The following is a 17,325-nucleotide window of genomic DNA, read 5'->3' on the forward strand; positions in this document are numbered from 1 at the left end:
TACCGCGGCGGCCGGGTGCCCTGATGCTCTGGGGGGCGGCATTCGGCGCGGCGGTGATGGGCTGCTCTGCCGCTGAGCCGGGGCCCGCCGCCCCGCCCACCGCTGGGCCGCTGCTCTCCGTCAGTCAGGTCTGCGCCGGGCTCTTCACGGACGACGGCGGGAAGGCGTTGGAGCGGATCCTCGAGTCCACGGAGTTCCAGATCCGGGACGAGAAACGGAATCCGGAGGTCGGGGTGGTCGCGCGGGCAATGGAGGACGCCTACCGGTCCGGCGCAAAGATCCATTACGCCCCTCAACCGGTCTGCAGGATCGTAGGGATGGGGAAGGCCGGTTACCGCCCCACGGCGAATGTCATGTTCACCGCTTACAGCAAGTACGACGCAGACCCGGCCGATCTTCCAGGAGTAACCGCCAGGAGGCCGAGGGTTTGGATGCAGGGGAAGTCGGTCGACGTCACGTTCGACTGTGTCAGTGTGCGCGTCGGCTCGACCCCTGACGTTCCCTTGCAGGTCACCACGGCGTTCCAAGAGCAGTGGCAGGCGAGCAAGGGCGCGGCCGTCCTGGGCCAGGACTACCTGGCCGTCACCCACTCGGCGGCGCTGGCAGTGGCCAAGGTGCTCGGGTGCGTGAATGACGGAGGGCTTCCTGCCCGGGCGCAGGAGCTGCCGCCGCCGGCGGTCGACGCCGATGCAGGCTCGGCACCCAACGAAAGCCCCGCCCCGTAGCGGCCCTGCACACGGCCAAGGCCGCCCGGGGACGGATCCCCCGGGCGGCCTTCGGTCGGAAGCCGTGACCGGAATCGAACCGGCGTAACTCGCTTTGCAGGCGAGTCCCTCAACCACTCGGGCACACGGCTGTGGTGGTGATGCGTACGACGCTACGGGTGGTCCGCGGAGCCGGGAAGGGGGGCGGGTGGGGTGCAATGTGACTGCCATGTCGCGTTCACAGTCCTAGGTCCCGGGGCCGAGGAGGGATCAGTCCAATAGACAGGGGCGTCAGGCCGGTGTGGGCCTTACTCTGGGGCGATGAGCGCCCTTGAACCCCGGATATCCGTGCCCGACGCCGCCCCGCCCCCGCAGGGCGGCGTTCTCGGGCCCGCGTACCGGACGCTCAGTGTCGGGATGATCTCCGTCATCTTCCTGATCGCCTTCGAGGCCACCGCCGTCGGGACGGCCATGCCCGTCGCCGCCCGGGAGCTGGACGGGATCGGGCTCTACGCCTTCGCGTTCTCCGCCTACTTCACCACCAGCCTCTTCGGCATGGTCCTGTCCGGGCAGTGGTCCGACCGGCAGGGCCCGCTGCGGCCGCTCACCGTCGGGATCGGGGCCTTCGCCGCCGGGCTGGTGTGCTCCGGGACCGCCGTGGGCATGGGGGTCTTCGTCCTCGGGCGGGCCGTGCAGGGGTTCGGGGGCGGGTTGGTCATCGTCGCGCTCTACGTGGTGGTCAGCCGGGCCTACGAGGAGCGGCTGAGGCCCGCCATCATGGCCGCCTTCGCCGCGAGCTGGGTCGTGCCGTCCATCGTCGGGCCGCTGGCCGCCGGGACGGTCACCGAGCACCTCGGCTGGCGGTGGGTGTTCCTCGGCATCCCGGCGCTGGTCGTCGTACCGCTGGTGGTGGCCCTGCCCGCGATCCGGCGGACCGCCTCCGGGCCCGTGGACCCCGGGGCGGTCGCCGCGTTCGACCGGCGCCGGATCGGGTTCGCCCTCGGGATCTCGCTGGGCGCGGGGCTGCTCCAGTACGCCGCCCAGGACCTGCGCTGGCTGTCGCTGCTGCCCGCCGTCGCGGGCGTGGCCCTGCTGGTGCCGGCCGTGCGGGCGCTGATGCCGCGCGGGACCTACCTGGCCCGGCGCGGTCTGCCGTCCGTGGTGCTGCTGCGCGGGGTCGCGGCGGGGGCCTTCATCGGGGCCGAGAGCTTCGTGCCGCTGATGCTGGTCACCCAGCGGGGGCTGAGCCCCACGATGGCCGGCTTCTCGCTGGCGCTGGGCGGGGTGACGTGGGCGGTCGGCTCCTGGGTGCAGTCCAAGGGGCGGATGGCGCCGTACCGGGAGCGGCTCATGGTCGCCGGGATGGTGATGGTGGCCCTCGCCATCGCGGCGGCCCCGGCGGTGCTCATCGAGGCCGTCCCCGTCTGGACGGTGGCACTGGCGTGGGCCGGGGGCTGCCTCGGCATGGGGCTGGTGATCGGCCCGACCAGCGTGCTGCTGCTGGAACTGTCGGCGCCCGAGGAGGCCGGGGCGAACTCCGCCGCGCTCCAGATCTCCGACGCCCTCGCGAACGTGGTGCTGCTCGCGGCCGTCGGCGCGGCCTTCGCCGGGCTCGGCGGGGGAGCGGTGGGCTCCGCCGGGCACACCCTGACCGGGGGCGCCGCCTCCGCCTCGCACCCCGCGGCGTTCCTGGCGGTGTTCCTGCCGATGGCGTGCGTGGCGCTGGTGGGGGCGTGGGTCGCGACCCGGCTGGAGCCCGCCCGGCCCGGGACCGGCACCCGGAAAAGCTGAGGGGGCGGGCGGCCCGAGGGGATAGGTTCGCGGCATGCACGACATGTACGAGCTGACCCTCACCCTCACCCTCACCCTCTCCGACGCCGAGCGCGCCGAGCTCTCCGACCTGGCCGACGCCACCGGCCGCACGCCCGAGGCGCTCGCGCTGGACGCCGTACGGGAGCACCTGCGGGCGGAGCGCGAGCGCGTCGGGGAGGCCGCCGCGCGCCTCGCCCGGGCCCACGCCCCGCTGCTGGAGAGGCTCGGGCAGTGAGCGCGGACCGGGCCCCGGCCCTGCCTCCCGGCCCGGCCCCGGCGAACCCCGCCGTGCGCCACCTCACCCTCGCCGAGGTCCTCGACCTCGCCCGGCACGCCTGCCTGGCCCAGGACCAGCCCGTGGAGCTCCGTGCCCCCGGGCTGCTGGAGTCCGCCGTGCACCGGCCGCGGGCGCGCATGTTCGGGACGCCGGCCTACGAGGACCCGTACGAGCAGGCCGCCGCGCTGCTCCACGGGATCGCCGCGAACCACCCCCTGGTCGACGGCAACAAGCGCACCGCCTGGCTGGCCGCCGCCACCTTCCTCGCCGTGAACGGCGTGGACCTCGCGGCGGTGGACCAGGACACGGCGTACGACCTGGTCATCGACGTGGCCGCCGGCCGCGAGGCCGATGTCGCCGTGATCGCCGGGCGGTTGCGCGCGATGTGACGCTCGCCGCACCCGCCGAGGTCACGGGCCTGTCCCTCCGGGAGGGGCGGGCGGGGGCCGGTAAGGTGGCCCGGTTGTCCTACGTACGACCGCGACCGTGACTGAGACGAACCGGAGACCGTGACTACTACCGCCTCCCACCACCTCTCACCCGCCTTCCCCGGCCGCGCGCCGTGGGGCACCGCGAGCAAGCTGCGTGCCTGGCAGGAGGGTGCCCTGACCCGGTACATCGAGACGCAGCCGCGCGACTTCCTCGCGGTGGCGACCCCCGGAGCCGGCAAGACCACCTTCGCGCTGACCCTCGCGTCCTGGCTGCTGCACCACCACGTGGTGCAGCAGGTGACCGTCGTCGCGCCGACCGAACACCTGAAGAAGCAGTGGGCGGAGGCGGCGGCCCGGATAGGCATCCGGCTCGACCCGGAGTACTCCGCCGGGCCGCTGAGCAAGGACTACCACGGGGTCGCCGTGACCTACGCGGGCGTCGGCGTCCGCCCGATGCTGCACCGCAACCGCTGCGAGCAGCGCAAGACCCTGGTGATCCTCGACGAGATCCACCACGCGGGCGACTCGAAGTCCTGGGGCGAGGCCTGCCTGGAGGCCTTCGACCCGGCGACCCGGCGCCTGGCCCTGACCGGCACGCCCTTCCGGTCCGACACGAACCCGATCCCCTTCGTCACGTACGAGGAGGGCAACGACGGGATCCGCCGCTCCTCCGCGGACTACACCTACGGCTACGGCAATGCGCTGGGCGACGGCGTCGTGCGGCCGGTCATCTTCCTCTCCTACAGCGGCAACATGCGCTGGCGCACCAAGGCGGGCGACGAGATCGCGGCCCGCCTCGGCGAGCCGATGACCAAGGACGCCATCTCGCAGGCCTGGCGCACCGCGCTGGACCCGCGCGGCGACTGGATGCCGAACGTGCTGCGCGCCGCCGACCAGCGCCTGACGGAGGTCAGGAAGGGCATCCCGGACGCGGGCGGCCTCGTCATCGCCTCCGACCAGGACTCGGCGCGCGCGTACGCCAAGCTGATCCGCGAGATCACCGGGACGAAGGCGACCCTGGTGCTGTCGGACGACACGGGCGCCTCGAAGAACATCGACACCTTCAGCGGCAACGACGACCGCTGGATGGTCGCGGTCCGCATGGTGTCCGAGGGTGTCGACGTCCCGCGGCTGGCGGTCGGCGTGTACGCGACGACGATCTCGACGCCGCTGTTCTTCGCGCAGGCGGTCGGGCGTTTCGTGCGATCGCGCAGGCGCGGCGAGACGGCGTCCGTGTTCCTTCCGACGATCCCCTACCTCCTCGGCTTCGCGAACGAGATGGAGGTCGAGCGCGACCACGTCCTCGACAAGCCGAAGAAGCAGGGCGAGGAGGACCCGTACGCCGAGTCCGAGAAGGAGATGGACGAGGCGAACCGGCAGGAGGACGAGGACACCGGCGAGGACGAGCAGATGTCCTTCGAGGCGCTGGAGTCCGACGCCGTCTTCGACCGGGTGCTCTACGACGGCGCCGAGTTCGGCATGCAGGCGCACCCCGGCAGCGAGGAGGAGCAGGACTACCTCGGCATCCCGGGGCTGCTGGAGCCGGACCAGGTGCAGATGCTGCTCCAGAAGCGGCAGTCGCGCCAGATCGCGCACAGCCGGCGCAAGCCGGACTCCGAGGCGGACCTGCTGGAGCTGCCGGCCGACCGGCGGCCGGTGGTTTCGCACAAGGAGCTGCTGGAGCTGCGCAAGTCGCTGAACACGATGGTCGGCGCGTACGTCCACCAGAGCGGCAAGCCGCACGGGGTGATCCACACGGAGCTGCGCCGGGTGTGCGGCGGGCCGCCGAGCGCGGAGGCGACGGCGGGGCAGCTGCGGGAGCGGATCAAGAAGGTGCAGGAGTGGGCCACGCGGATGCGGTAGCGCGTCCGCGGGGGGTGTGACACGCGGAACGGGGTCCGTGCGCTGCTGCGCACGGACCCCGTTCTCGTGTGACTGCCGACTACCCGACTGCCGTCAGGCGCCGACGCGCCGACGGCGGCCGTTGCCCGCGACGAGGGCCGCACCCATGGCGAGCGCGACGCCGCCGGCGCCGAGGGCCCAGCTGGTGGCCGCGTCGGCACCGGTCTCGGCGAGCTGACCACCGGCGTTGGTGGTGGTGCCCGTGCCGGTGCCGGTGCCCGTACCGGTGCCGGTGCCGGTGTTGTGGTCGACGATCGGCGTGGTGGAGGTGCCACCGTTCGGCTTGGTGCCGCCGCCGGTGTGGCTGCCACCGTTGTTGCCGCCCGTGTTGCCGCCGGTCTTCCCCTCGACCTTGGACTCGACGACGTTGTCTGCGGAGTAGCTCTCGTCACCCTCGGCGTTGCTCCACCCCGCGGGGGTGAGGGCGATGTCCGTCGTGGGGGTGTCCTTCGAGAACTTCAGACGGAGCTTGATGTCGAACTTGTCGTCCTTCGAGATGGCCCCGTGTCCGAAGGTCAGGAAGAACTCGTTGTCGGAGCCGGTCGACTCCGCCGGGTACCAGTCCCAGTCGCCTTCCTCGTTGGGGAGGTAGACCTCAAGGGCGATGTTGCCGTCCTTGACCTTCGTGCGGGTCATCAGGTCAACGGCGAGGGAGTAGTCCTTGTGGTCCTTGCCGCCGGTGTTGTCCACCTCAAGGGTGAACTCCTGCCAGCCGCCCCCGGCCTTGAAGGAGGACGGCAGGTCCTTGATCGCGAGCTTCGGGCCGTCGGCGACCCACTTCGCGGCGTCCTTGGCGTCGGCCGCGTCCGCGGCCTTGGCGGCCGGAGCCGGGGTCTGGGCGGCGGGCTTGGCGGCGTCGGCGGCCGGAACCGCCAGGGTCTCCGCGGCGGGCTTGGCGGCGGCGTCGGCGGCCGGAGCCGCGTCGGGCGTGGTGATCGCCGGGTTCTGGACCTCGTCCGCCATGGCGGGCGTGGCCATGAGGACCGTCGGGCCCACCACGGCAGCGGCGGCGACGATGGCCATGCGCTTCAGCTTCACTTGTACTTCTTTCCCCTACGTGGGCACGGCGTCGGACGCCCTGCCCACCCCCAAAAATCTTTTTGAACATGATCAGACTAAGGGGGCTGTAAAGCGGTTTTCGCTTGAGGAACATTACGAATTGGCACAGCCGTCCTCAGAAAATGACACAAACCGACAGTAGGCGCCCGGATTCTGGACGAGGCCTTCCGCTGAGCGGACCCGCTCGCTACTGTCCCCGCATCGAACGCCCCGTGGCAGCGCCGCCGCGGGAGCGCAGCCGGTGCCATGGCCGCTACCGGCGGCCTCTCCGTGCGTCGCCGAGGGACCGGCAGCGCTCCACCCCGTGAGAGTCACCGCCGCCCACCCGAAGGAGAGGGAGAGGCGTCGTGACCGCGGAAACCTCCCAGACTCTCGATCGAGGGCTGAGAGTCCTCAAGCTGCTCGCCGACACCGACCACGGTCTGACTGTCACCGAGCTCTCCAACCGCCTCGGTGTCAACCGCACCGTGGTCTACCGACTGCTCGCGACCCTCGAACAGCACGCCCTGGTCCGCCGCGACCTCGGCGGCCGGGCCCGCGTCGGACTCGGCGTGCTGCGGCTGGGACGTCAGGTCCACCCGCTCGTGCGCGAGGCGGCGCTGCCCGCGCTGCGCTCGCTCGCCGAGGACATAGGCGCCACCGCGCACCTGACCCTCGTCGACGGCACCGAGGCGCTCGCCGTCGCCGTCGTCGAGCCGACCTGGACCGACTACCACGTCGCCTACCGGGCCGGTTTCCGGCACCCCCTGGACCGTGGTGCGGCCGGCCGGGCCATCCTGGCCGCCCGCCAGGGCACGCTCATCGAGCCCGGCTACACCCTGACCCACGGCGAACTCGAAGCGGGTGCCAGCGGCGCCGCCGCGCCGCTCGTCGGCATCACCGGGCTGGAGGGCAGCGTCGGCGTGGTGATGCTGGCCGACGCCGTACCGGAGCGGGTGGGCCCGCGCGTGGTCGACGCCGCCCGCGAGGTCGCCGACGCCCTGCGCTAGCCGGTGGCGGCCTGCCGCGGTGTCCCCCGGCGGGAGCACCCTGGGAGCCCCCCCCGGCGGCCCCACGCCCGGACGACAGCGTCTCTACAGCCGCAGCCGCCGGGCCCGCACTCCCTGGCCGGCCCCGCCCAGGCGGCTGCGCGCCCCCGGGATGCCCTCCCGCCCGGTGACCCCACCTCCGGTGGCCGCCCGGCCAGCCGCGCGGTCGGTGGCCCGCACCTCCGGAGGCCGTCCGTCCGCCCTGTGGCGTGCGCGGCCGGCCGCACCCGGCGGCTGCGTGCCCCGGGACACCCGAGCCCCGGATACGCGCGCCTCCGGCACCCCGCGTGCCCCGGCACCCGCGCCCCGGACGCCCGCGCCATCCGCGCCACCGTCGCACGGGCACGCGGGAGTCCCGGGATACCCGAGCCCCGGATACGCGCGCCCCCGCACCCCGCGCGCCCCGGCCCCCGCGCCCCGGACGCCCCCGCCATCCGCGCCACCGGCGCACGGGCACGCGGGCACCGGCACGCGGCCCGATAGATTGGCCGGGTGCTCTCTCGCCTCACACGTCTGCCGCGTCCCGCCGCCCTGGCCATCTGCGCCGCGCCCGTCGCCGCGCTGTTCGCGGTGGCCGCCCTCGCGCCACTGCCCTTCGTGATCGCCCAGCCGGGCCTCACGGCCGACGTGCTCGGCGCCCGTGACGGCAAGCCCGTCATCACCGTCACCGGCGCGCCCACCCGGGACACCAAGGGCCAGCTGCGGATGACCACCATCCAGGCGACCGGCCCCTCCAGCACCGTCACCCTCCCCGAGCTGATCGGGAACTGGTTCGACAGCACCCGGGCGGTCATGCCCAAGGGGGCCGTCTACCCGTCGGGCGGAAGCGACAAGGAGATCGAGCAGCACAACCTGGAGGAGATGACGCAGTCCCAGTCGGCCGCCGCCCAGGCCGCCCTCGGATACCTCCACAAGGACCCGAAGACGGTCAAGGCCGACCTCAACCTCGCCGACGTCGGCGGCCCCAGCGCTGGACTGCTCTTCTCCCTCGGCATCGTCGACAAGCTCGACGGCGACGGCAGCGGCGGCGACCTCACCGGCGGGCGCACCATCGCCGGTACGGGAACCATCACCGCCGACGGGACGGTCGGCGCCGTCGGGGGAGTTGGCCTGAAGACGCAGGCCGCCCGCCGCGACGGGGCGACGGTCTTCCTCGTCCCGAAGGCGGAGTGCTCCGACGCCAAGGCCGAGCTGCCCGAGGGGCTGAGGCTGATCCCCGTCACCTCGCTGACGGGCGCGGTGGACTCGCTGCGGGCTCTTCAGCGGGGCGGGGAGGTTCCGGCCTGTTGAGGGGCCGGGGCGGGGTGTGGTCGAGGCCGCGCCAGGCCGGGAAGAGGAGTGGTGTCAGGGTGGTCAGGAAGTAGACGGCGCCGAAGGCCAGGAGGGCCCGGCCGATGCCGAGGGAGTCCACCAGGAGGCCCGCCGTGAGGCCGCCCAGGGGCATCACCAGTTCGCAGCCCGCCATGGTCACGCCGGAGACGCGGCTGCGCAGGTCCTCCGGGACCAGTTCGTACATCACCGTGCCGAGGATCGGGTTGAGCATGCCCACCCCGAGCCCGGACAGGGCCATCACGACCGCCAGCGGTGGTGCGGTGTCGGTGAGGGCGGCCGTCACGTAGCGGGGGGCGCCGCCCAGGAGGAAGGCCGCCGCGAACACCGCCCGGCGGGGGAAGCGCTCGCCCCACGCCCCGTAGAGCAGGGCGCCCAGCAGGGCGGAGCCGCCGAACAGGGAGATCATCAGGCCGACCGCGCCGGCGCTGCCGAGGTCCTCGCGGCCGTGCACGGGCAGCAGGACCGAACTCCAGCCCTGGTCCAGCCCGTTGGTCATCATCACCATCAGGGTGACGCCCATCAGGAGCCGGGAGCGGGTCAGGAAGCGCCAGCCTGCGGCCATGTCGGCCCGGTAGGCGCCGAACGTCGGCTTTTCCGGCATGGGTTGGGGGTCGGCGGCCGCGACTCCGCGCAGGAAGGCCGTGATCAGCAGTGCGGAGACGGCGAAGGAGGCCGCGTCCAGGAGCAGGACGGTCTCGGCGCCGAGGAACGTGATCAGCAGGCCGGCCGTGGCGGCCCCGAGCATGCGGGCTCCGCGCGAGACCGCGTCGTAGAGGCTGGACGCACGGCCGATGGTGGTGCCGGCGTGCTCGGCGAGGTTGGGGAGCAGGACGTTGCGGGCGGTCAGGCCAGGGGTGTGCACGAGGCCGCTGACGGCCATCAGCGCGCACAGCATCCAGAACTCCAGCAGGCCCGCGGAGTGGAGTAACGGGATCGCGCCGACCGCGAGTGCGCAGATGAGGTCGGAGGCCGCGGAGACGCGGCGGCGGCCGATCCGGTCGATCAGGGGGCCGCCGACGAGCGCGGCGACGATCACGGGCAGGGTGGCGCAGAAGGCGACGACCCCGGCCCGGCCGGCGCTGCCCGTGGTCTGGAGCACGAACCACGGGACGCCGATCAGGGTGAGGGAACTACCGGCTATGGAGATGGTGTTGGCGGCCAGGAGTGCGGTGAAGGGGCGCCTGTCGGGGCTGCTCATGCCGCGTGCTGCCGGAGGCGGGCGTGGACGTGGGCCGGCTCCATCAGGCGCAGTCCGGCACTGATCAGGGCCTCGCCCAGCCGGTTGCGCAGGGCGGGGGCGGCATGGGCGGCGTGGGTGGCGAGGGCCCCGGGGGTGGCGGGGGCGGCGCTCTCGTGCGCGAGGTGCCAGGCGGCGGCCTCGGCGGCGAGTTCGGCGGTGCGGGCGGCGTGGATCTCGGCGTGCTGGAAGGCGTGCATGGCAGGACTCCTTCTGCGGAGGGTGGGGAAGGGCGCGCGGACCGTCCGGGCGGACTACTCGGAAGCGGTGCGGCGCGGGAATGCGTGCGTGTGGACGCGGACCATCTCGCTGTCCTCGACGGGCGGCAGGTCGCGGTAGCTGTTGATCAGCTCGTGCATCCGGTGGATCAGCTCGTGGCTCTGCTCGGGCGTCAGGCGGAGCGTGAAGTCGCTGATGTCCGCGCTGCGCCTCCACCGCGTCGGCCACTGGTGCGCCTCGCCGAGCCAGGTGGTCAGCTCCTGGGTGTGGATCTTCATGATCTCGCCCAGGAAGACGTCCGCCGCGCCCCTGGTCTCGGGGTCGTCGGCGAACATGAGCGACTCGTCGAACCGCGTGCCGTCGTGCGAGGCCTTCCACCAGCGTTCGCGCCCCTTGCCGTGCTCGGGAGCGTCCTCGACGAACCCGTGCGCGGCGAGCTGGCGCAGGTGGTAGCTGGTGGCCCCGCTGGACTCGCCGAGCCGTTCGGCGAGCTGTGAGGCGGTGGCGGGCCCCTCCCGGCGCAGGGCGCCGAGGAGGCGGATGCGCAGCGGGTGCGAGAGGCCGCGCAGCGAACGGGCGTCGAGGACACGGACGTTGGGCTCGTGTGCGGCCGCTTCGGCGGGCCGTGCGGGCGTCACCGCGGAGTCGGCGTTCACGGTGTCCGCGCTGTCCGCGGCGTTCTCGGCGTTCTCGGCGTTCTCGGCGTTCTCGGGCATGGCTCAACAGTAGAGTTGCAAAGGGTCCTATGCAAGGGTTTCTTTGCAACGTTTTCTTTGGAACTCCCCGGACGGCTCAGCCCTCGTGCGCCGCCTGCTCCACCAGGGGGATGATCCGCAGCGGCACCGGGTTCTCCATCACGATCGCCGTCGACGCCCGCACGATCCCCTCGAAGCCGACGACCCGGTCGATCACCCGCTGGAGGTCGGCGTTCGAGCGCGCCACGAGCCGGCACAGCATGTCCCCGGTCCCGGTGGTCGTGTGCAGTTCCAGCACCTCCGGCACGCCCGCCAGGTGGGCCCGTACGTCCGAACCCTGGCCCTGCTTGATCTCCAGCGTGGCGAAGGCCGTCACCGGGTAGCCCAGGGCGGCCGGGTCGACCTGCGGGCCGAAACCGCGGATGACCCCGTTCGACTGGAGCCGGTCCAGCCGGGCCTGCACCGTGCCGCGGGCCACGCCCAGCCGGCGCGAGGCCTCCAGGACCCCGATCCGCGGTTCGCGCGCGAGCAGGACGATGAGCCTGCCGTCGAGTTCGTCGATGCCCATGGGAACCTTCCCTCCTTCGGCTGGTCATACTGCACAGATCTCTCAGCCATCCTGAGCGGGTGCTGGGCATTCTGTACAGCGGAAATCGAAACTATTGCGCAGCTTGTGGAAGGGCGGGACTCTGCGCTCATGACTGAGTCTCTGGTGAACCTCGAAACCGCCCCGCACACCGCGCGTGAGGCTGACCCCTTCCCGGTGAAGGGCATGGACGCGGTCGTCTTCGCCGTGGGCAATGCCAAGCAGGCCGCGCACTACTACTCCACCGCCTTCGGCATGAAGCTCGTCGCCTACTCCGGACCGGAGAACGGCAGCCGCGAGACCGCCAGCTACGTCCTCACCAACGGCTCCGCGCGCTTCGTACTCACCTCGGTCATCAAGCCGACCACCGACCACGGCCGCTTCATCGCCGAGCACGTCGCCGAGCACGGTGACGGCGTCATCGACCTCGCCATCGAGGTCCCCGACGTCCGTGCGGCGTACGCGTACGCCGTGGAGCAGGGCGCGCGCGGGCTGGACGAGCCGTACGAGGTCAAGGACGAGCACGGCACCGTGGTGCTGGCCGCCATCGCCACCTACGGCCAGACCCGCCACACGCTGGTCGAGCGCACCGACTACGACGGCCCGTACCTGCCCGGCTACGTCGCCGTCGAGCCGATCGTCGCCCCGCCGGCGAAGCGGACCTTCCAGGCCATCGACCACTGCGTCGGCAACGTCGAGCTCGGCCGGATGAACGAGTGGGTGGCGTTCTACAACAAGGTCATGGGCTTCACGAACATGAAGGAGTTCGTGGGCGACGACATCGCGACCGAGTACTCGGCGCTGATGTCGAAGGTGGTCGCGGACGGCACCAAGAAGGTCAAGTTCCCGATCAACGAGCCGGCGATCGCGAAGAAGAAGTCGCAGATCGACGAGTACCTGGAGTTCTACGGCGGCCCCGGCGTCCAGCACATCGCGCTCGCGTCGAACGACATCGTGGCGACCGTGCGGACGATGCGGGCGGCGGGCGTGCAGTTCCTGTCCGTGCCGGACTCGTACTACGACACGCTGGGCGAGTGGGTCGGCGACACGCGCGTGCCGATCGACGAGCTGCGCGAGCTGAAGATCCTGGCGGACCGCGACGAGGACGGCTACCTGCTGCAGATCTTCACCAAGCCGGTGCAGGACCGTCCGACGGTCTTCTTCGAGATCATCGAGCGGCACGGCTCGATGGGCTTCGGCAAGGGCAACTTCAAGGCCCTGTTCGAGGCGATCGAGCGGGAGCAGGAGAAGCGCGGCAACCTGTAGGCCGTCGAGCGGCGGGCCCGGGTCCCAGGGGGCCCCGGGCCCGCCGCTGCGCCCATCCTGCGTCAGGCGGCCGACGGGCCCGGGCTCGGGCTCGGCTTCGGTGAGGCCGGCTTCGGCTTGGGCTTCGGGGGGTTGGGCTTCGGGAGTTCCGGGGCCACCCACGGGGTGCGGGGCTGCATGTTCTCCGGGCCGCCCGAGGGGGGCTGGCCGATCGTGGCCAGGGCTTCCTTCGCGAGGGGGCCGCGGACCGGGGAGAAGCCCGGGTTCGTCCGCAGGGCCTCCTCGAGGTGGCGGCGGGCCGCCGCCTCGTCGCCCAGGCCCCGCTCGATCATCGCCCGGTGGTAGGCGAACTCCGCGCTGCGCAGCCCGAGTTCGGTGGCCTTCTTCGCGTGCTCCAGGGCCGCCGTGTCCTCCCCACCGCGGTGCAGCGCCCAGCCCAGGGCGTCGGCCACCTGCACGCTCTTGTGCCGCTTCCACTCCGCCGACAGGCGGCGTACGGCGGCGCCCGCGTCCCCGTGGTCCGCCTCGAACAGGCCCAGGACCACCGCCTCGTTGACGCCGTTCGCCTCGCCGCGGGCCGCCAGCACCGACACGGCCTCGTACTGGACCCGGGCCTCCTCCGGCCGCCCCAGCGAGTCCAGCAGCTCGCCCAGCTCCAGCGCCAGGCGCGGCTGTGGCGTACGGCCCAGCGCCAGCCGGTAGTCCCGTACCGCCTCGCCGCCCCGGCCCAGCGCCGCCAGCGCCCTCGCCCGGCCGCCCAGGGCCTCCGCCCGTGCCGGGTCCGTGCGCAGCGCGGCCTCCTGCTGGCGCAGCGCCTCCGCCGCGTCACCCCGCTCGAAGGCCAGCTCCCCGAGCCGGTACAGCACGTACGCCTTCTCCGCGGGCGCCTTCGCCGCGCCCGCCGCGTGCTCCAGCGACACCACCGCGTCCTCGCGCCAGCCGCGGTCCCGGTAGACCTGGGCGGCCCGCAGGTGCGCGGCCAGCCCCTCGCGGAGCTCCGACAGCTGCTCCAGCGCCTTCTGGGCGGCCTTGTAGTCGCCGAGGCCCGTGTACGCGTCCACCAGGACCGGGTACGCCGCCCAGCGCCGCGGCGCCTGCGCCCGTACGAGCTCGCCCCACTTCTTGGCCGTCCCGAAGTCCGCGCGGGCGTTGGCGAGGGCGCCCATGCCCGTCATCGCGTCGAAGTTGCCCTTCTCCGCGGGCCGGGTCTCCAGCGACCGCTTGAGCGCCTTCTCCGCCTTCGGGTACCAGTCCGATTCGGCCGTCCGCCGGGCCTGTTCGAGGTACGCGGACCCGAGCACCGCCCACGAAGCGTCGTCGTCGGCGTGCGCGGCGACCCGCTTCTCCCGGTCCGCCACCAGCGCCGTCAGGTCCACCGCGGCCGCCGGGGCGCCCACGCCGACCGCCGACGCGGCGCGTTCGCTCGGCCCCGGAGGGCGGGCGTCGTCACCCGTGCGGGCCGGGCGGATCAGCAGGGCCCCGGCGATCAGGACCACCGCCACCGCGGCCGCCACCACCGTCTTGCGGCCGGTGAAGGTCACGGGCGGCGCGGGCTGCTGCGAATGCTCGTCGAAACCGTCCATGCGCTCACTGTGCGTCAATATGAAGAGCTCGCGGAGGTGTCCGAAGCCGGTCGCGGCCGTGTTCACACCGATGGCCCCGACTGTCACGCTGGCCCCATGGATGACGATCTGTCGGCACGGCTTTCCACGCGGTCCCCCGAGCAGTCCCCGGAGGAGTCCTCCGCGCACCCCTCCGGGCAGCCCTCCGCGCAGCGGCTCGTCGCGCGCCTGCGCGAGGGGCTCCCGCCCGAGGCCCTCCTCACGGATCCGCAGGTCACGGCCTCCTACGCCACGGACATGGCGAGCTTCTGCGCCGCCGGCACGCCCGCTGCCGTGGTCCTGCCCCGCACCGTGGAACAGGTGCGGCACGTGATGCGCACCGCCACCGCCCTACGGGTCCCGGTCGTCCCCCAGGGCGCCCGTACCGGCCTGTCGGGCGCCGCCAACGCCTCGGACGGCTGCATCGTGCTGTCCCTCGTGAAGATGGACCGGATCCTGGAGATCTCCGCCGTCGACCGGATCGCCGTCGTCGAGCCGGGCGTGGTCAACGCGGTCCTCTCGCGGGCCGTCGCCGAACAGGGCCTGTACTACCCGCCCGACCCGTCCAGCTGGGAGCAGTGCACCATCGGCGGCAACATCGGCACCGCCTCGGGCGGCCTGTGCTGCGTCAAGTACGGGGTCACCGCCGAGTACGTGCTCGGCCTCGACGTGGTCCTCGCCGACGGGCGGCTGCTGCGCACGGGCCGGCGCACCGCCAAGGGGGTCGCCGGATATGACCTGACCCGGCTCTTCGTGGGCTCCGAGGGCAGCCTCGGCGTGGTCGTCGGGGCCGTGCTGGCGCTGCGGCCGGCGCCGCCCCGGCAGCTGGCGCTGGCCGCCGAGTTCCCCTCCGTCGCGGCGGCCTGCGAAGCGGTCTGCGCCGTCATGGAGGCGGGGCTGGCGCCCTCGCTGCTGGAGCTGATGGACCGGACGACCGTCCGCGCCGTCAACGCCCTCGGCCGCATGGGGCTGCCCGAGAGCACGGAGGCGCTGCTGCTGGCCGCCTTCGACACCCCGGACGCGCCCGACGGTCTCGCGGCCGTCGGACGGCTGTGCACCGCCGCCGGGGCCACCGCCGTCGTCCCCGCCGAGGACGAGGCGGAGTCGGAACTCCTGCTCCAGGCCCGCCGGATGTCCCTGACCGCCCTGGAGGCGCTGAGGCCCGCGACGATGATCGACGACGTCTGCGTACCCCGGTCGCGGCTGGCCGAGATGCTCGCCGGCACGGAGGCCCTCGCCCGGGAGTACGGGCTGCTCATCGGCGTCTGCGCGCACGCCGGGGACGGCAACACCCACCCGGTGGTCTGCTTCGACCCCGCGGACGAGGACGAGGCGCGGCGGGCCCGGGAGTCCTTCGACGCCATCATGGCGCTGGGGCTGGAACTCGGCGGGACGATCACCGGCGAGCACGGGGTCGGGGTGCTGAAGAAGGAGTGGCTCGCCCGCGAACTCGGGCCGGTCGGCCTGGAGATGCAGCGGAACGTCAAGCGGGCCTTCGACCCGCTCGGTCTGCTCAATCCCGGCAAGCTCTTCTGAGGACCTGGACGGGGCGGACGGGCCGGACGGGGCCTGCGGGGCGCGGTCGTCGAGCGCGGGGTCGTCGAGCGTACGCATCACAGGTCACCGTCCGCCGACTCGTCCGAGGGCCACGGATCGCGCAGCCACACTTCGTCCGCCGGGGTCGGGGTCAGCAGCTCCGCCAGCGCCGCGTCCAGTCCGAGCCGGTCCGCCTCGGTCCCCGGCGGCACCACGCGCAGGGTCCGCTCCAGCCACGCCGACACCGAACCGGCCGGGGCCTCCAGCAGGGCGTCGCCGTCGGGGGAGCTGAGCGCCATGCACAGGACCGCCCTGCTGTCGATCTTCGTGGGCCAGATCCGGACGTCTCCGTGCCCGCACGGACGGAACACCCCCTCGACGAGCAGCTCGCGCGCGAAGGTCCAGTTGACCGGGGCGCTGGAGCCGGTGTGGAAGGTGACGTGCACGGCGAACGGGTCGTCCGTGAGGTACAGCAGCCTGGCGGGGACGGGGACGCTCCGCTCGGGGGACAGGACCAGCTTCAGTTCCAGTTCGCGTTCGATGACGGGGTGGTGCATGGCGGCCTCGCTTCGGTGCTTCGCTTGCGGGTGCGGGACCGGAACGGCCCCACACCCGCAGAGAGCGCCGGTGCGCCCGGGTATGACGCGGCTTTCGGCACCGAAAGCGAGGTTGGCTGAAATTGATCGGCTGACCGAAAACGATCGGGTGGGGTGACGTTCGCCCGAAGGCTTGGAATCTCCCGTTACCGGACCTGTCGGGAGGGGGTTCTTGGCTATGGTCCTCCCCTTGGGTCCTCCCCTGCACAATCCTCAAGCCACGATCGGAGTTGGGGACATTGACGGCCTCCCCTGGTGACGGCGAGCACGCGGCCCGTGAGGGCTACTACCCCGATCCGTCCATCCCCGGGTACGTCCGGTACTGGAACGGCGCTGCCTGGGTCCCCGGTACGAGCCGCCCCGCCGCGTCCGCCGCCCCGGCGCCCGCCCCCGCCGCGGCGTTCGTTTCGGCTTCGGCGTCGGCTCCCGCGTCGGCTCCCGCTCCCGCTTCCGCGCCGGTGTCCGGACCCGCTCCCGTGGACGAGACGGGGCCGGTGTTCCTCGACGAGACCTCCGCGACCGAGGCGCTGACCGGGCCGCGGACCGGCGTCGGCGCCGGTCCCGGCGCCGTCCCCGGGCGGGGTCCGGGACCGGGCCCCGGAACGGACTCCGATCCGGCGGGCTGGCAGGCCGACCCCCTCCACCAGGCCGGCTTCGGCGGCCCCCGCGACGTGCGCGTCTCCTGGGGCGGCCCGGCGGAACCGGAACACCGGCCCGGGGGGATCTCCCTGGCCCGGCCCGCGTCCGCCACGGCCCCCGCCCCAGCCCCCGCCCCAGCCCCCGCCCGGCAGCTTCCGGCGCAGGCCGCGGCGGAGGGGCCGGGCATCCTCTCGGCCCGCCCGCCGGCCTGGCCCGACGCCCCCGGGGCCGGCGCCTCGGGCCTCACCTCCAGCTGGCCGGAGGCCGTCCCGCCCGCACCCCGGGCGCGGAGCGCGCCGCTGCCCGTGGCGCCGCCCGAGGTACGGGGCCCGGGCCCCCCCCCCCCCCCCCCCCCCCCCCCCCCCCCGGCCCCACCCCAACCGGGGGGGGGCCCCCCCCCCCCCC

The 17,325-nt window shown here is 73.3% G+C and carries 17 protein-coding genes and 1 tRNA gene; 10 read left to right on the plus strand and 8 right to left on the minus strand.

Annotated features, from left to right (window positions below; genetic code table 11):
• Positions 1-23 precede the first annotated feature (23 nt).
• Positions 24-725, plus strand: a complete 702-nt coding sequence (locus ABZW32_RS30630; protein WP_356222037.1) for a hypothetical protein — start codon at positions 24-26, stop codon at positions 723-725.
• A gap of 59 nt (positions 726-784) precedes the next feature.
• Here the strand turns inward: ABZW32_RS30630 and ABZW32_RS30635 are convergent.
• Positions 785-856: transfer RNA gene (locus ABZW32_RS30635), tRNA-Cys, on the minus strand.
• A 169-nt stretch (positions 857-1,025) separates the two neighbouring features.
• On the opposite strand from ABZW32_RS30635, the gene ABZW32_RS30640 reads away from it, so the two are divergent.
• The 4 genes from ABZW32_RS30640 (at position 1,026) to ABZW32_RS30655 (ending at position 5,087) form a co-directional block, all read left to right on the plus strand.
• Positions 1,026-2,495 carry an MFS transporter gene (locus ABZW32_RS30640; RefSeq protein WP_356222039.1) on the plus strand — a complete coding sequence of 490 codons (1,470 nt, stop codon included), beginning with the start codon at positions 1,026-1,028 and terminating at the stop codon, positions 2,493-2,495.
• 34 nt (positions 2,496-2,529) lie between these two features.
• The gene (locus ABZW32_RS30645) at positions 2,530-2,751 is read left to right on the plus strand and encodes a hypothetical protein (RefSeq protein ID WP_356222041.1); all 222 of its coding nucleotides are present in this window, start codon (positions 2,530-2,532) and stop codon (positions 2,749-2,751) included.
• A 53-nt stretch (positions 2,752-2,804) separates the two neighbouring features.
• The gene (locus ABZW32_RS30650; RefSeq protein ID WP_356222070.1) at positions 2,805-3,182 is read left to right on the plus strand and encodes a type II toxin-antitoxin system death-on-curing family toxin; all 378 of its coding nucleotides are present in this window, start codon (positions 2,805-2,807) and stop codon (positions 3,180-3,182) included.
• A 120-nt stretch (positions 3,183-3,302) separates the two neighbouring features.
• Complete coding sequence (locus tag ABZW32_RS30655) at positions 3,303-5,087, plus strand: DEAD/DEAH box helicase (RefSeq protein WP_030239135.1); 1,785 nt, start codon at positions 3,303-3,305, stop codon at positions 5,085-5,087.
• 93 nt (positions 5,088-5,180) lie between these two features.
• Here ABZW32_RS30655 and ABZW32_RS30660 read toward each other — a convergent pair whose 3' ends face one another.
• Positions 5,181-6,164, minus strand: coding sequence for a hypothetical protein (locus tag ABZW32_RS30660; protein ID WP_356222044.1), 984 nt, complete (start codon positions 6,162-6,164; stop codon positions 5,181-5,183).
• Between the two features lie 368 nt (positions 6,165-6,532).
• Here ABZW32_RS30660 and ABZW32_RS30665 point away from each other — a divergent pair, with 368 nt between their 5' ends.
• Both ABZW32_RS30665 and ABZW32_RS30670 read left to right on the plus strand, forming a co-directional pair.
• Positions 6,533-7,174 carry a helix-turn-helix domain-containing protein gene (locus tag ABZW32_RS30665; RefSeq protein WP_008742627.1) on the plus strand — a complete coding sequence of 214 codons (642 nt, stop codon included), beginning with the start codon at positions 6,533-6,535 and terminating at the stop codon, positions 7,172-7,174.
• A 531-nt stretch (positions 7,175-7,705) separates the two neighbouring features.
• Positions 7,706-8,503 carry a S16 family serine protease gene (locus tag ABZW32_RS30670; RefSeq protein WP_356222046.1) on the plus strand — a complete coding sequence of 266 codons (798 nt, stop codon included), beginning with the start codon at positions 7,706-7,708 and terminating at the stop codon, positions 8,501-8,503.
• On the opposite strand, the gene ABZW32_RS30675 is transcribed toward ABZW32_RS30670, so the two are convergent.
• The 4 genes from ABZW32_RS30675 to ABZW32_RS30690 all read right to left on the minus strand — a co-directional run bounded on the left by ABZW32_RS30675 (position 8,433) and on the right by ABZW32_RS30690 (position 11,264).
• Positions 8,433-9,743 (minus strand): MFS transporter, encoded by a 1,311-nt coding sequence (locus ABZW32_RS30675; RefSeq protein ID WP_356222049.1) that lies wholly within the window; start codon positions 9,741-9,743, stop codon positions 8,433-8,435. The two genes, ABZW32_RS30670 and ABZW32_RS30675, sit on opposite strands and share 71 nt — an antisense overlap.
• The gene (locus ABZW32_RS30680; RefSeq protein ID WP_356222051.1) at positions 9,740-9,982 is read right to left on the minus strand and encodes a hypothetical protein; all 243 of its coding nucleotides are present in this window, start codon (positions 9,980-9,982) and stop codon (positions 9,740-9,742) included. The genes ABZW32_RS30675 and ABZW32_RS30680 overlap by 4 nt, the downstream gene beginning before the upstream one ends.
• Positions 9,983-10,036: 54 nt before the next feature.
• Positions 10,037-10,717 carry a helix-turn-helix domain-containing protein gene (locus ABZW32_RS30685; protein WP_356222054.1) on the minus strand — a complete coding sequence of 227 codons (681 nt, stop codon included), beginning with the start codon at positions 10,715-10,717 and terminating at the stop codon, positions 10,037-10,039.
• A gap of 76 nt (positions 10,718-10,793) precedes the next feature.
• Positions 10,794-11,264, minus strand: coding sequence for an Lrp/AsnC family transcriptional regulator (locus tag ABZW32_RS30690; protein WP_030239119.1), 471 nt, complete (start codon positions 11,262-11,264; stop codon positions 10,794-10,796).
• Between the two features lie 129 nt (positions 11,265-11,393).
• Here ABZW32_RS30690 and hppD point away from each other — a divergent pair, with 129 nt between their 5' ends.
• Positions 11,394-12,548 carry a 4-hydroxyphenylpyruvate dioxygenase gene (gene hppD, locus ABZW32_RS30695; protein WP_356222056.1) on the plus strand — a complete coding sequence of 385 codons (1,155 nt, stop codon included), beginning with the start codon at positions 11,394-11,396 and terminating at the stop codon, positions 12,546-12,548.
• Between the two features lie 62 nt (positions 12,549-12,610).
• Here the strand turns inward: hppD and ABZW32_RS30700 are convergent, their stop codons facing one another.
• The gene (locus tag ABZW32_RS30700; RefSeq protein ID WP_356222059.1) at positions 12,611-14,218 is read right to left on the minus strand and encodes a hypothetical protein; all 1,608 of its coding nucleotides are present in this window, start codon (positions 14,216-14,218) and stop codon (positions 12,611-12,613) included.
• A 9-nt stretch (positions 14,219-14,227) separates the two neighbouring features.
• Between ABZW32_RS30700 and ABZW32_RS30705 the strand changes: the two genes are divergently transcribed.
• The gene (locus tag ABZW32_RS30705; RefSeq protein ID WP_356222061.1) at positions 14,228-15,685 is read left to right on the plus strand and encodes an FAD-linked oxidase C-terminal domain-containing protein; all 1,458 of its coding nucleotides are present in this window, start codon (positions 14,228-14,230) and stop codon (positions 15,683-15,685) included.
• Between the two features lie 77 nt (positions 15,686-15,762).
• Here ABZW32_RS30705 and ABZW32_RS30710 read toward each other — a convergent pair whose 3' ends face one another.
• Positions 15,763-16,242: an SsgA family sporulation/cell division regulator gene (locus ABZW32_RS30710; protein ID WP_356222063.1), complete on the minus strand. Its 480-nt coding sequence runs from the start codon at positions 16,240-16,242 to the stop codon at positions 15,763-15,765.
• Between the two features lie 278 nt (positions 16,243-16,520).
• On the opposite strand from ABZW32_RS30710, the gene ABZW32_RS30715 reads away from it, so the two are divergent.
• Positions 16,521-17,325 (plus strand): DUF2510 domain-containing protein (locus tag ABZW32_RS30715; RefSeq protein ID WP_356222065.1); only part of this gene is annotated, 805 nt, incomplete at its 3' end.

Source organism: Streptomyces sp. NPDC004667 (genome assembly GCF_040609475.1).
In the GTDB taxonomy this organism is placed as follows: domain Bacteria; phylum Actinomycetota; class Actinomycetes; order Streptomycetales; family Streptomycetaceae; genus Streptomyces.